The sequence below is a fragment of the Methylobacterium nonmethylotrophicum genome (genome assembly GCF_004745635.1).
Taxonomy (GTDB): Bacteria; Pseudomonadota; Alphaproteobacteria; order Rhizobiales; family Beijerinckiaceae; genus Methylobacterium; species Methylobacterium nonmethylotrophicum.
In genome coordinates, this window is record NZ_SRLB01000009.1 from 126,425 (window position 1) to 139,466 (window position 13,042).

At 69.9% G+C, this 13,042-nt stretch carries 14 protein-coding genes; 6 read left to right on the top strand and 8 right to left on the bottom strand.

Annotated elements, in window-relative coordinates; genetic code table 11:
* Positions 1 to 2: 2 nt before the first annotated feature.
* From EU555_RS13830 to EU555_RS13850, 5 genes are all read left to right on the top strand, one after another.
* Positions 3 to 317: a hypothetical protein gene (locus tag EU555_RS13830; protein WP_135415218.1), complete on the top strand. Its 315-nt coding sequence runs from the start codon at positions 3 to 5 to the stop codon at positions 315 to 317.
* Between the two features lie 231 nt (positions 318 to 548).
* Complete coding sequence (locus EU555_RS13835) at positions 549 to 1,985, top strand: pyridoxal phosphate-dependent decarboxylase family protein (RefSeq protein ID WP_135415219.1); 1,437 nt, start codon at positions 549 to 551, stop codon at positions 1,983 to 1,985.
* Positions 1,986 to 2,195: 210 nt separating this feature from the next.
* Positions 2,196 to 2,444, top strand: a complete 249-nt coding sequence (locus tag EU555_RS13840) for a type II toxin-antitoxin system VapB family antitoxin (RefSeq protein ID WP_135415220.1) — start codon at positions 2,196 to 2,198, stop codon at positions 2,442 to 2,444.
* Positions 2,441 to 2,827, top strand: a complete 387-nt coding sequence (locus EU555_RS13845) for a type II toxin-antitoxin system VapC family toxin (protein ID WP_135415221.1) — start codon at positions 2,441 to 2,443, stop codon at positions 2,825 to 2,827. The genes EU555_RS13840 and EU555_RS13845 overlap by 4 nt, the downstream gene beginning before the upstream one ends.
* Before the next feature lie 203 nt (positions 2,828 to 3,030).
* A complete protein-coding gene (locus tag EU555_RS13850) occupies positions 3,031 to 3,546 on the top strand; it encodes a hypothetical protein (protein ID WP_205820924.1) in 516 nt (171 codons plus the stop codon).
* Here EU555_RS13850 and EU555_RS13855 read toward each other — a convergent pair.
* The 8 genes from EU555_RS13855 to EU555_RS13890 form a co-directional block, all read right to left on the bottom strand.
* Positions 3,543 to 4,286, bottom strand: a complete 744-nt coding sequence (locus tag EU555_RS13855; protein WP_135415223.1) for an ABC transporter ATP-binding protein — start codon at positions 4,284 to 4,286, stop codon at positions 3,543 to 3,545. The two genes, EU555_RS13850 and EU555_RS13855, sit on opposite strands and share 4 nt — an antisense overlap.
* Positions 4,283 to 5,059 carry an ABC transporter ATP-binding protein gene (locus EU555_RS13860; protein ID WP_135415224.1) on the bottom strand — a complete coding sequence of 259 codons (777 nt, stop codon included), beginning with the start codon at positions 5,057 to 5,059 and terminating at the stop codon, positions 4,283 to 4,285. The genes EU555_RS13855 and EU555_RS13860 overlap by 4 nt, the downstream gene beginning before the upstream one ends.
* Entirely contained in the window at positions 5,053 to 6,078 is a 1,026-nt protein-coding gene (locus tag EU555_RS13865; protein WP_135415225.1) for a branched-chain amino acid ABC transporter permease, read from the bottom strand. Before EU555_RS13865 ends, EU555_RS13860 begins: the two co-directional genes overlap by 7 nt.
* A 13-nt stretch (positions 6,079 to 6,091) precedes the next feature.
* Entirely contained in the window at positions 6,092 to 6,991 is a 900-nt protein-coding gene (locus EU555_RS13870) for a branched-chain amino acid ABC transporter permease (RefSeq protein ID WP_135415226.1), read from the bottom strand.
* Positions 6,992 to 7,031: 40 nt separating this feature from the next.
* The gene (locus EU555_RS13875; RefSeq protein ID WP_135415227.1) at positions 7,032 to 8,267 is read right to left on the bottom strand and encodes an ABC transporter substrate-binding protein; all 1,236 of its coding nucleotides are present in this window, start codon (positions 8,265 to 8,267) and stop codon (positions 7,032 to 7,034) included.
* Positions 8,268 to 8,353: 86 nt separating this feature from the next.
* Positions 8,354 to 10,738, bottom strand: a complete 2,385-nt coding sequence (locus EU555_RS13880; RefSeq protein WP_135415228.1) for a xanthine dehydrogenase family protein molybdopterin-binding subunit — start codon at positions 10,736 to 10,738, stop codon at positions 8,354 to 8,356.
* On the bottom strand, positions 10,735 to 11,265 hold the full coding sequence (locus tag EU555_RS13885) for a (2Fe-2S)-binding protein (protein WP_135415229.1): 531 nt from the start codon (positions 11,263 to 11,265) through the stop codon (positions 10,735 to 10,737). Before EU555_RS13885 ends, EU555_RS13880 begins: the two co-directional genes overlap by 4 nt.
* Positions 11,255 to 12,127, bottom strand: coding sequence for an FAD binding domain-containing protein (locus EU555_RS13890; protein ID WP_135415230.1), 873 nt, complete (start codon positions 12,125 to 12,127; stop codon positions 11,255 to 11,257). Before EU555_RS13890 ends, EU555_RS13885 begins: the two co-directional genes overlap by 11 nt.
* 96 nt (positions 12,128 to 12,223) lie before the next feature.
* Between EU555_RS13890 and EU555_RS13895 the strand changes: the two genes are divergently transcribed.
* Positions 12,224 to 12,907, top strand: coding sequence for a TetR/AcrR family transcriptional regulator (locus EU555_RS13895; protein WP_135415231.1), 684 nt, complete (start codon positions 12,224 to 12,226; stop codon positions 12,905 to 12,907).
* The last annotated feature ends 135 nt before the right edge of the window (positions 12,908 to 13,042 follow it).

The window sequence follows — 13,042 nt, forward strand, 5'->3', positions numbered from 1 at the left end:
CTGTGAGCATCGAGAGCGCGTTTCCGGTCCGGGAGACCGTCACGAAAATAGCCGCGCTGTCATACGTCGTTGTCCGCGCGACGTTCCTGCTCGTGAGCGGCAGTCAGGCGTCGGACACGATACTTCGTCTGATATTCATGCTGATCGTGGAGATGCCGATATTCGTGATACTTGTCGCGATCGTGATCAACGTCATCGTCTTGAATAGCCTGGTTCCGGCAATCAAGGCGCGCCTCGTCGCGAGGAAGGAACGGCGCAAGCAGGCAGGCGATCGGGTCGGCATGCGACCCACTGTCGCCCGCGCCAGTCTGCTCTGACCATCGTACCGTCGGGACGGCACGACGGTCCTGGCCGTCACCCGCCCGGTGCAGGGCCCCACCTCCACTCTCGGGTCGTCCACTCTCGGATCGTCCATCCTCGGACCTCCGGTCGCGCGACCTCCCGGGCCTCCGCGCGCAAGGCTGCGGGCGGGGAGGCGTGCCTCGCGAAACCTGCTAAACACCCGGCCGGGAACCGGAAGGCCGGGCCGGCGGGAGGATCGCGTGGGCATGGACGACGAGACGTTTCGGGCCTGGGCGCATCGGGCCGCCGATTGGTCGGTGGATTACCTCGCGGGCGTCGGCGAGCGGCCGGTGCGGGCGCAGGTGGCGCCGGGCGAGATCTTTCGCCAGCTGCCCGCCGCCCCCCCGGCCGAGGGCGAGCCGATGGACCGGATCTTTTCCGACCTCGACCGGGTGGTGATGCCTGGCATGACCCACTGGCAGCACCCGCGCTTCTTCGCCTACTTCCCCGCCAATGCGAGCCCGCCCTCGCTCGTGGCGGAGTTCGTCACCGCGGCGCTCGCCGCGCAGTGCATGCTCTGGCAGACCTCGCCGGCCGCGACCGAGCTCGAGACCCGGGTGATGGACTGGCTGCGCCAGATGATCGGCCTGCCGGACGGTTTCTCGGGCGTGATCCAGGATTCGGCCTCCGGCGCGACGCTCGCGGCGCTCCTCACCGCGCGGGAGCGGGCCCTCGGCTTTTCCGGCAACCAGAAGGGCCTCGCCGGCGGGCCGGTCTTGCGGGTCTACGCCTCGGCGCAGGTCCATTCCTCCGTCGACAAGGCGGTGCGCATCGCCGGCTACGGCGACGCCAACCTGGTGCGGATCCCGGTCTCGGGCCCGCTCCACGGCATGGACGCGGACGCCCTCGACGCGGCGATCCGGGCCGACCGCGAGGCGGGCCTGGTTCCGGCCGCGATCGTCGCCTGCCTCGGCGGCACCAGCATCGGCGCCTGCGATCCGATCGAGGCCGTCGCCGCGGTGGCGCGCCGGCATGGGGTCTTCCTCCACGTCGACGCCGCCTGGGCCGGCAGCGCGATGATCTGCCCCGAGTTCCGCGACCTGATGCGGGGCGCCGAAGCCGCCGACAGCCTGGTGTTCAACCCGCACAAGTGGCTGTTCACCCATTTCGACTGCTCGGCCCAATTCGTCCGCGACCCGAAGGCGCTGACGGACACGCTGGGCATCCGCCCGCCCTTCCTGCGCACGCTGGGCCAGGACGGCTTCGTCGACTACAACGAGTGGTCGATCCCGCTGGGGCGCCGCTTCCGGGCGCTGAAGCTGTGGTTCGTGATCCGCTCCTACGGCGTCGAGGCGCTGCAGGGCATGATCCGCGACCATGTCGCCTGGGCGCGGGAACTCGCCGGGATCATCGCGGCCGATCCCGATTTCGAGCTGACCACCGCGCCGATCCTGTCCCTGTTCACTTTCCGTTACGCGCCGGCCGGTGCAGGCACCGGTGCGGGCACCGACGCCCTCGACGCGCTCAACGCCCGCCTCCTCGAGCGGATCAACGACGACGGCCGCACCTACCTGACCCAGACCCGCCACGACGGCCGCTTCGTGATCCGCTTCCAGGTCGGCCAGACTGCGACGACCCGGGAGGATGTGATGATCGCCTGGGCCGCGGTGCGGGAGATCGCGGCGGGGTTGCGCGCGGGGTGAGCGGCCCGACCTGGAGCGGGGCGATGCTCTTCGGATGCCGTGAAGGCTCCGGATCGCGACGTGACTGGTTGTGTGCGACCAATCTCGCCAGCGTAGCGGGGTCTGGCAATTTTCCTTGCCAAGCGCGACTCGATCAATCGCTGGCGCACGATGCGACATTCGATAGAATGGTAGACGTATCGTCATCAAGGTAGACGCGCGGACGCATTGATGAGCCTCAACATCAAAGATCCGGAAGCCCATCGGCTCGCCCAGGCCATCGCCCAGGCCACCGGCGAGACCATGACCCGCGCCGTCACCGAAGCTCTGCGCGACCGCCTGATGCGCATCGAGCGCCGCCGGGCGCGCGCCAGCGTCGACGAACTGCTCGCCATCGCCGACCGCGCCGCCGCCCACGTGAAGCCGCCCTACGCCGCGCACGCCGAGCTGCTCTATGACGACAGCGGCCTGCCGAAATGATCCTCGACACCTCGGCCCTCGTCGCCATCCTCTACCGTGAGCCGGAGGCAGAAGCCTTCGTTCGCCGCATCCACGCGGCCGAGACCTGCCGCATGAGCGTGGCCACCTGGGTCGAACTCGCTCTCGTGGTCGAGAGCCAGCTCGGTCCGGACGGCATGCGCCAAGCCGAGGCCTTCCTGAACCGCGCCGGCATCGTCATCGAGCCCCTCACCCTTGAGCACGGCGAGCTGGCGCGTCAGGGATTTCTCGATTTCGGCAAGGGCCGCCACCGCGCCGGCCTGAACTACGGCGACTGCTTCGCCTACGCGCTGGCCAAGGCCACCGGCGAGCCGCTGCTGTTCAAGGGCAACGACTTCACCCAAACCGACATCCCGGCGGCGTGACGTCCGGCGCTTCACCCGGCGTCCCGCTCGCAATGAACCCGCGGCCACCAAACAGTATTCGGGCCAGCCAGCCTCGCTGTCGCAACCTGTGCACCCTGCATGTTCGCATGGCGAGCAACTTGGCCCTGATGAATCTGTTGGATAATCGCGCGTAAATTTTTAAATTAGCAAGCAAAATGATGTGAAAGCTTCCTGATATGGACATGGACAATGACTCAAGTATCAATTCTATACAATCCACGCTGCGCGAGCGAATAATTGAGCATGTTTTTATTGGCGATGCCCTGCGCCGACTTTGGCAACACAGGGTGTTTGACGTCGAAGTGCTGCGTTCTGAATTCGACGCTGGAGGATACGATTTGGTGATGGCGCGTGGAAAAATCGTACGACATATTCAATTTAAAACAACGAAGTATGATGGTAAGACAAGAGAAGCAAATATCAATCTAAATCTATTGGCGAAACCAAGCGGCTGTGTCATTTGGATGATCGTCAATGATGATTTATCATTTCATTCATTTTATTATTTTGGAGGTAGGCCGGGTGAGCCATTGCCTGATATCACGGGCTTCAAGATTGCTAGTCACACCAAAGGGAATGCTCAGGGAACGAAGACAGAACGACCTAATCATCGTGTTGTGCCACGCAGATACTATGAAAAATTGAATTCTCTCGATGAGGTGCTTGAGCGTTTGTTTGGAGACATTCCTAATTGTTAAACCGCGCAGTAGCGCGCCTGGATCTCGGGATCCGCCCGCAGCTCGGCGGCCGGGGCGTGGTAGACGACCGCGCCGCCGTCCACGATGTAGACGCGGTCGGAGACCTCGAGCGCGAGTTCCACGTTCTGCTCGACGAGCAGGATCGTGGTGCCGGCCTGCTTCATCGCGACGAACTGCGCGAACATCTCCTCGACGAGGATCGGCATGATCCCCTCGGAGGGCTCGTCGAGCAGCACCATCACGGGCTCGGCCATCAGCGCGCGGGCGATGGCGAGCATCTGCTGCTCGCCGCCCGACATCGTGATCGCCTCCTGGCGCAGGCGCTGCTTGAGCCGCGGGAAGGTCTCGGCGATCGCCTCGATCCGCCGCGCCTCGTCCCGGCGCGACGCCCGCTCGCCGCGCGCGGCCAGGATGCCGAGGCGCAGGTTCTCCTCGACGGTGAGGCCCGGCACGATGCGCCGCTCCTCCGGCACGTAGGCCAGCCCGCGGTGGAAGCGCTCGTGGGGCGGCCGGTCGAGGATGTCGGCGCCCGCGAAGGTGACGCGGCCCTGGCGCCGCGGCACGAGGCCCATGATCGCCTTCAGGGTCGTCGTCTTGCCGGCGCCGTTGCGGCCCACCAGGGTGACGATCTCGCCCGGGCAGACCTCCAGCGAGAGGCCCTGCAGGATGTGGGAATGGCCGTACCACGCCCGGAGGTTCTCGACCGCGAGGAGCGGCGCGGCTTGTGGCGCGGCGCTCATGCCCGGGTGCCCAGGTAGACGCGGCGCACCTCGGGATGGGCGCGGATGTCGTCGGGGCTGCCCTCGGCGAGGAGCTCGCCCTGGTGCAGGACGACGAGGCGGCGGCACAGGCCCATGACGAGCTTCATCTTGTGCTCGACCAGGATGAGCGTGCGCGTCTCGGCGAGGCGCTGCACGAGATCCATCATGTCGCGGGTCTCCTCCGGGCTCATCCCGGCGGTCGGCTCGTCGAGGAGCAGCAGGGTCGGCTCGGCGGCGAGCGCCACCGCGATCTCGAGGGCGCGCTGCTCGCCATGCGCCAGCTCGCGGGCCAGCCGGTCCATCCGGTCGCCGAGCCCGACCTCGGCGAGGAGCGCCTCCGCCCGCTCGGTGAGCTCCGGGTAGGCGGCGCGGTCGCGGAAGAAGGCGAAGCGGACCCGGCGCGCCTGGGCCGCCACCCGCACGTTCTCGCGCACGCTGAGGTGCGGGAAGAGGTTGGTGATCTGGAACGACTTGGCGATGCCCATGCGGGCGAAATGGTGCGGCGGCCGGCCGGTGATGTCCTGCCCGCGAAACAGCACCCGCCCCTCGCTCGGCGGGAAGGCGCCCGAGATGAGGTTGAAGAAGGTCGACTTGCCGGCCCCGTTCGGGCCGATGATCGCGGTGATGCCGCCCTCGGAGAAGTCGACCGTGACGCCCGACAGGGCGCGGAAATGCCCGAAGCGCTTGCCGAGCCCCTGCGCGGCGAGGATCGGAGGCGCGGCGGGCACCGCCAGGGGGGCCGCGCTCACCATCCGGCCCGCCTCAGGCGCGCCAGCACCTCGCCCCAGATGCCGAGCGGCAGGAACAGCACGAAGGCGATGAAGATGGCGCCGACGAAGAGCTGCCAGTGGCTCGTCAGCGTCGCCAGCCCGTCCTGCAGCAGCGCGAAGGTCGCCGCCCCCACGAAGGGACCGAAGAACGTCCCCATGCCGCCGAGGAGCGCCATCATCACCGCCTGGCCGGAGGTGGAATAATGCATGGTCTCGATCGGGACGATCGACAGGTGGATCGCCTGGAGCGCGCCGGCGAGGCCGCACAGGGCGCCCGAGAGCACGAAGGCGACAAGCTTCATGCGGCGCACGTCGTAGCCGCAGGCCTGGGCCCGGCTCTCGTTCTCGCGGATCGCCTCGAGGGCGGCGCCGAAGGGCGACGACAGGAGCCGCGAGAAGAGCCAGACGGCGAGCCCGACCACTGCGAGCACGGCGTAGTACTTCACGATCGGGTCGAGGAGGCTGAGGCGCAAGCCCGGCAGGGTCAGGCTCGGCACGTTGATGCCGCGCAGGCCGTTCTCGCCGCCGGTGAACGATTCGGCCTGGTAGAACCCGTAATAGACGCACATCGACAGCGCGAGCGTCGTCATCGCGAAGTAGATGCCGCGGGTGCGGATGGCGAGCACGCCCATCGCGGCGGCGATCAGGGTGGCGAGCAGCGTGCCGGCGACGAGGGCCAGGACCGGGTGCAGCCCGTAGCGGACGATCGCGATGCCGCAGCCATAGGCGCCGCCGCCCAGGAAGGCGGCGTGGCCGAAGGACAGGAGCCCGGTATAGCCGAACAGCAGGTTGAACCCGAGGGCGTAGAGCCCGAGCACCAGGATGGTGACGGCGAGCGCCTGGTAGGGTGCGATCCAGGGCAGGATGAGGAGGAAGGCGAGCGTCAGCGCGACGCGGTGGCGCCCGGCACGCCGCAGCCAGCGCCCGGTCCGGCCCGAGCCCGGGCGGGCCGCCGGGACGCCGTCCTCCGCGGCGGCGATGCGCGTGAGCGGTGCGCTCATCCGAGGGCTCCTCTCATCCGAGGGCTCCTGCCCGGCCAAGCAGGCCCCGCGGGCGCACGAGCAGCACCAGGGCCATCAGGGCGAAGATCGCCATCTTGGTCATGTCGGGGGCGACGAGGGAGGTCATCGCCACCACGATGCCGACGATGAGGCCGGCCAGCACGGCGCCGGCGAGGGAGCCCATGCCGCCGACCACCGTCACCACGAAGGCTTCCGCCAGGACCGGGATCCCCATCTCCGGCGTCACGCCCTGGAGCGGCGCGGCCAGGATGCCGGCGAGGCCCGCCAGCGCGCAGCCGAGAGCGAAGACCGCGAGCCAGACCTTCGCGATCTCGATGCCGAGCACCTGCACGATCTGCGGGTCGCGGGCGCCGGCCCGGATCACCAGGCCGAAGGGCGTGCGCTCGATGAACAGCCACAGGGCGCCCACCACCGCCAGCGAGAAGGCGATCAGGAAGAGGCGGTAGAGCGGGAAGTAGCCGATCCCGATATCGACCGCGCCGCGCAGCTCCGGCGGCGCCCCGAAGGGCAGCCCGGTCAGCCCGAAGGCGATGCGCACGCTCTCGACCATGACGTAGGACAGCCCGAAGGTGAGGAGCAGCGGGTCGTCGATGCCGCGCCCGTAGAGCGGGCGCACGAGCACCCGCTCGACGGCGAGCCCGAGGAGCCCCATCGCGAGCGGGGCCGCCACCAGGCTGACCCAGAAGCTGCCGGTATAGCCGTAGAGAAAAACCCCGACATAGGCGCCGACCATGAAGAAGGCGCCGTGCGCGAAGTTCACGACGTTCATCAGCCCGAAGATCAGCGACAGCCCGATGCCGACGAGCACGTAGATCGCCCCGAGCGCGATGCCGGTGACGAGCTGGAGGCCGATGAGATCGAGGGGGAAGCCGCCGATCGTGATGCCGCTCACAGCCGCGCCCTCCTCGAGACTGCCGTCACGCGCAGGGTCCTCACGCCTTGTGGCCGAGCTCGTCGCAGCTGCGCAGGAACCGCTCGTCGGGCCCCTCCGTGCCGAGGATCGTGAAGACGTCGTCGGGGGTCTTCAGGCCCTTCGACTTCGACTCGACGATCAGCACCGACTGGACCAGCTGGTGGTCGCACTTCCGGAAGCTCTGCGGCCCCTTGTAGAAGTCGGCCTTGAGGGTCTCCATCGCGGCCACGACCTTGTCGGTCTCGACCGAGCCGGCCGCCTTCACGCCCTCCAGCACCGAGCGGACGCCGGCATAGCCGAGCGCGCCGTAATCGGACGGCACCGCCCCGCCATAGGCGGCGCGGAAGCGGTCGTTGAACGCCTTGGCGCTCGGCACGCTGTCCTCCAGGCGCCAGTAATACGAGGTCCCGCCGATCACGCCGTCGAAGGCGTCGCCGCCGGCCTTGCGGGCGGTGAACAGCAGGATCGGGGCGACGAGCTTCGTCGTGCGCTTGAGGCCGAACTCGGTCGCCTGCTGGATCGACACGACCTGGTCGCGGCCGAAATTGCACAGGCAGAGCACGTCGGGCTTGAGCGCCGCGATACGGGGCAGGAAGGCGGAATAGTCCGAGGCGCCGATCGGGTGGCGGATATCGGCCACGACCTCGATGCCGGAGGCCTCGCCGGCGCGCTTGAAGCCGCGCATCATCTCGTGGCCATAGGCGTAGTCGGCGCTCAGGAAAGCGACCCGCTTGCCGGATTTCGGGAAGACGTAGCGGCCGACCGCGCCCGCGGTCATGTGCGGGTTCAGCGCCTCGTGGAAGGTGGTGCGGCCGAAATCCTTGGCCTCGTTGATCGCGTCGGACTGGCTGATCGAGTTGTAGATCACCCCGCGCTCGCGCGCGACGTTGTTGATCGACAGGGTCACCGCCGCCGACAGGCCGCCGACCAGGAAGTTGACCTTGTCCTTCTCGATCAGCTCGAGGGTGCGGCCGGCGGCCTCGCCGGGATTGAGCTTGTCGTCGCGCACGATCAGCTCGGCATTGCGGCCCTGGAAGCCGCCGGCCTCGTTGAACTCCTTGATCGCGAGCTGGGCGGCGCGCACCTGGTCGTTCGCCTCGGCCCCGAAGGCGCCGGTGAGCGGCACCGGAAAGCCGATCCGGATCGGCGCTCCTTGCGCGGCGGCCGAGCGCAGGAGCGCCGGGGCGGCGAGCGCCAGCGCGGATGCGGCCGCGCTGCCCCGGAGCAGCCCGCGCCTGTCGATGCCCGTCGTCATCCTGTCGTCCCTCCGCTTGCCGTGGCGATCCGGCGTGGCGTTGTCCCTCGGGCCCGGTCTCTCGCGGACCGTTTCCCGACACTCGTTCAAATCAGGCCGAGCGCCTCCAGCACCACCTCGGGCGTCACCGGCTGGCGGGCGACCCGGGCGCCGAACGGGCGCAGCGCATCGTTGATGGCGTTGACGACCGCCGCCGGCGCGCCGGCGGTGCCGGCCTCGCCCGCGCCCTTGGCGCCGATCTCCGAGGAGGCGGTGGGCGAGACGACGTGAGCGACCGCGATGTCCGGCATCTCGCCGGCCATCGGCACCAGGTAGTCGGCCATCGAGCCGTTGAGGAGCTGGCCGTCCGCGTCGTAGAGGCAGTGCTCGAACAGCGCCCCGCCGATCCCCTGGACGATGCCGCCGCGGATCTGCTCGTCGACGAGGAGCGGGTTGAGCACCGTGCCGCAATCCTCGACGCACCAGTGCTTGAGCAGGCGCACGAAGCCGGTCTCGGGATCGACCTCGACGTAAGAGGCCTGGACGCCGTTGGTGAAGGCGAAGGGATAGTCCTTCGGCACGTAGTGCCGGGTCGCGACGAATTCGGGCTGCACGCCCGGCGGCAGGGTGTCGGGCCGGAAATAGACGATGCGGCCGAGCTCGGCGAGCGGCATCCGCTCGGTGCCGGTCGCGGCATCCACCACCGCGCCGCCGCGCACGTCGAGGCTTGCGGGATCGGCCTGCAGGATCGCGCCCGCCACCGCCACGACGTTCTCGCGCAGCGCCTTGCCGGCCTGCCAGGCGGCCTCGCCGCCGATGCCGGCCCCGCGCGAGGCCCAGGTGCCGCCGCCATAGGGCGTTGCCTGCGTATCGCCCGAGATCACCCGCACCTTCTCGATCGGCACGCCCGTGGCGGTGGCGACGATCTGCGCGATGATGGCCTCGGTGCCCTGGCCCTGCTCGGTCACGCTGACCGCGGCGACGATGCCGCCCTGCGGGTCGAGGCGGATCGTGCAGCCGTCCTGGGACGAGATGCGGGCGCCGCCGACCCCGTAGAACGCCGCCGACGGGTTGGTGATCTCGATGAAGGCGGCAAGCCCGATGCCGCGGTGGATGCCGCGCTCGCGCAGAGCGGCCTGCTCGGCGCGCAGCGCCTCGTAATCCATCATCGCCTTGAGCTTGGCGAGCGCGGCCTGGTGCGACAGCGTCTCGAGCTTGATCCCGGAGACGCCCGCGCACGGATAGGCGTCGTCCCGGATGACGTTGCGCTCGCGCACCGCGAAGGGATCGAGCCCGAGGCGCGCGGCGCCGAGATCGACGAGCCCTTCCGCCACCATGGTGGCGATGGGGTGGCCCACCGCCCGGTACTGGCAGGTCGGCGCCTTGTTCTGGAGCACCACCCGGGCCCGGGCGCGGTAATGCCGGTGCCGGTAGGGACCGCCCGTCAGGTTGACGACCTGGTTGGCCTCGACCGCGCTGGTGCGGGGATAGACCGAGTAGGGGCCGATCCCGGTCAGGTCGTCCATGTCGACGGCCAGGATGTCGCCCTCGGCCGAGAAGGCCATCCGCGCCGTCACCCGGTGGTCGCGGGCGTGGATGTCGCTCTGGAAGCTCTCCAGCCGGTCGGCCACGAACTTGACCGGGCGCTTGAGCATCAGCGCCAGGGCGCAGGTCGCCATCTCGTCGGGGTAGATGTGGACCTTGATCCCGAACGAGCCGCCGACGTCCCGGCAGATCACCCGGACCGCGCCCTCCGGCAGGGAGAGGTGCTTGGCCAGGATGTCCTGCATCATGTGCGGCGCCTGGAACGAGTGGTGGACGGTCAGCATCCCGTCCGCCGCCGCCCAGTCGGCCATGATCGCCCGCGGCTCCAGGCACACGCCGGTGTGGCGGCCGAACCGGAAGGTCTCCTCGACGACGCAGGCCGCGTCCCGGAAGGCGGCGTCGACGTCCCCGACATCGAGGACGCGCTCGAAGGCGAGGTTGTCGCCGAGATCGGGGTGGATCGCCGGCGTCCCGGGGTCGAGGGCCGTCTCCATGTCGACGACCGCCGGCAGCGGCTCGAACTCGACCGCGATGAGTGCGAGCGCGTCCTCGGCCTCGGCCCGGCTGCGGGCGACGACGGCGCAGAACGGCTCGCCGACCCAGGTCACCCTGTCGACCGCGAGGGCGTGCTGGGGCGCCGAGCGCAGGCCCTTGAAGTGCCCGAGCACCCCGATCCAGGGCGTGCAGACCTCCGCCAGCTCCCTTCCGGTCACCACCGCGATCACGCCGGGCATCGCCCGGGCCGCGCCGGTCTCGAGAGACAGGATCCGGGCGTGGGCGTGGGGGCTCCTCAGGAAGGCGACGTGGCCGAGGCGCGCCATCGCCACGTCGTCGACGTAGACGCCGCGGCCCTCCAGCAGGCGCCGGGCGTTCGGCCGCGGGACCGAGCGGCCGATATAGCTGTTGGGCCGGTCGAGGAAGGTGAGGCCGCCCGGGTCGGTGCTCATTCGGCGGTCTCCCGGGCGGCGCGGGCCTCGGCGGTGGTGGCGATGGCGTCGACGATGGCGTGGTAGCCGGTGCAGCGGCAGTAATTGCCGGAGATCGCCGCCCGGATCGCCTCGCGCGAGGGAATCTCGCCCGCGCACTCCGCCAGAAGCTCGGCCGCCGTCACCAGCATCCCGGGGGTGCAGTAGCCGCATTGCAGGGCGTTGCGGGCGTGGAAAGCGTCCTGCAGGTCGCGGATGCGCCCGCTCTCGCTCAAGCCCTCAACGGTCTCGATCGTCGCGCCCTCGGCCTGGACCCCGAGCATCAGGCAGGCGCGCACCGCCCGCCCGTCGACCAGGACCGTGCAGGCGCCGCAGACGCCGTGCTCGCAGCCGAGATGGACCCCGGTGAGGCCGAACGTCCCGCGCAGGAGGTCGCCGAGATGGGTCCGGGCCGGGACCTGGCAGCGGACGCGCTCGCCGTTCAGCGTGAAGCTGACCGCATGCTCGCGCGCGACTGCGGTGTCGCGGTCCGGGGCGTCAGACGGCATGCGGGACCCCATCCTGAGCAGGTTTGTCCAGCATCCGGCCCGCCACGCGGCCCAGGATGACGCGGGCGAGGTGCAGCCGGGTCGCGGGCCTCAAGGCCGGATCCTCCGGCGGGTCGAGCTCGCCGGAGAGGGCCCCTTGCGCGCCCTTGACGTCGCCGGCCTCGATCGCCGCGGCGGCCGCACGGGCGAGGACCGGCCGGTCGGCGAGGCCGAAGAAGGCGAGCCGCACCCCCGTCAGGCCGCCCGCGCCCCGCCGCGCCGTGGCGGCGAGGCCGGCGAGCGCGTAGTCGCCGTGGCGGCGCGACAGCTCCTCGAAGCCCCAGACCGCGTCGGGGCCCGGCACCGGGAACTCGACCGCGGTGACGATCTCGCCGGGCTCCAGCGCCGTCGTGTAGAGGCCGAGGAAGAAGTTTTCCGCCGCGATGCGCCGCTCGGCCTGCGGGCCCCGCACGACGATCGTCGCCTCGCCGGCGAGGCAGCAGGCCGGCCACTCGGTCGCCGGATCGGCGAGCGCCACCGAGCCGCCGATCGTGCCGCGGTTGCGGATCGCCGGATGGGCGATGTGCGGCAGCGCGGCGGCCAGCAGCGGCAGGCGCTCGCGCACGAGGGGGTCGGTGCCGACGTCGCGGTGGCGCGTCATCGCGCCGATCCGCACCACGCCGTCCGCCTCCGAGATCCCGGCGAGACCCGGGATCGCGTTCAGGTCGACCAGCAGGGCGGGCGCGGCGAGGCGCATGTTGAGGGTCGTGATCAGGCTCTGCCCGCCGGCGAGCGGGACGGCGTCGCCGCCATGGGCGGCGAGCAGGGCCAGCGCCTCGTCGAGCGAGGCCGGGCGCGCATAGGCGAAGTCGGGCGCCTTCAAGCCCTCGTCCTCCCCGCTGGGCTTGCTCTGGCGGCCCCCGATGGGACACGCTGGAAGCCCTTGTTGATCGTTCGCTCAATAGAAGGCCAAGCGGCGATGGTGTCAAGCAGGCGCGAGACCACGACGGGCGGCCCGACCGGCCGCCGGCTCACCGCGGAGAACCGCGAGCGGCAGATCGTCGAGGGGGCGATCGCCTACTTCGCGGAGGTCGGGCTGGACGGGCATACCCGCGAGCTGGCGCGCCGGCTCGGCATCGCGCAGCCGCTGCTCTTCCGCTACTTCCCCACCAAGGCCGCGCTGATCGAGCGCATCTACCAGGAGGTCTATCTCCGGCGCTGGGACGCGGGCTGGGAGGCGGTCGTGCGCGACGGTGCGCTGCCTTGCCTCGAACGCTTCCGGCGCTTCGAGATCGACTACCAGCGCCGGATCGACGACTATGCCTGGCTGCGGATCTTCGTCTCGGCGGGGCTCAAGGGCTTCGACCTGCCGAGCCGCTATCTCGGAATGGTCCGCGAGCGCATCTTCGCGCCGCTGCTCGAGGGGATGCGGGCGGAATCGAACCTGCCGAGCCCGCGCGAGCAGCCGCTCGCCCCGGACGAGTTCGAGCTGCTGTTCGGCATCCACGGCGCCCTGGTCTATGTCGGCCTGCGCTCCCGGGTCTACGGCATCGACGGCACCCCCGATCGCGACGCCGTCCGCGCCGCGATGCTCGACGCCGCCCTGCCGGGGCTCCTCGCGACCCATCGCCGGGTGGTGATCGCGGGGGGGCCGAAGGGGTGAGGGCGGTGAGCGGTGCCGTGGTCCGCCGGGCTGTCAGAGCCTGTTTGACGTGCCTTCCAAAATTATCCCACCCTCAACCTCATCCTGAGGTGTCGGCGATCGAAGATCGCGCACGATTGAAGATCGACTGACCTC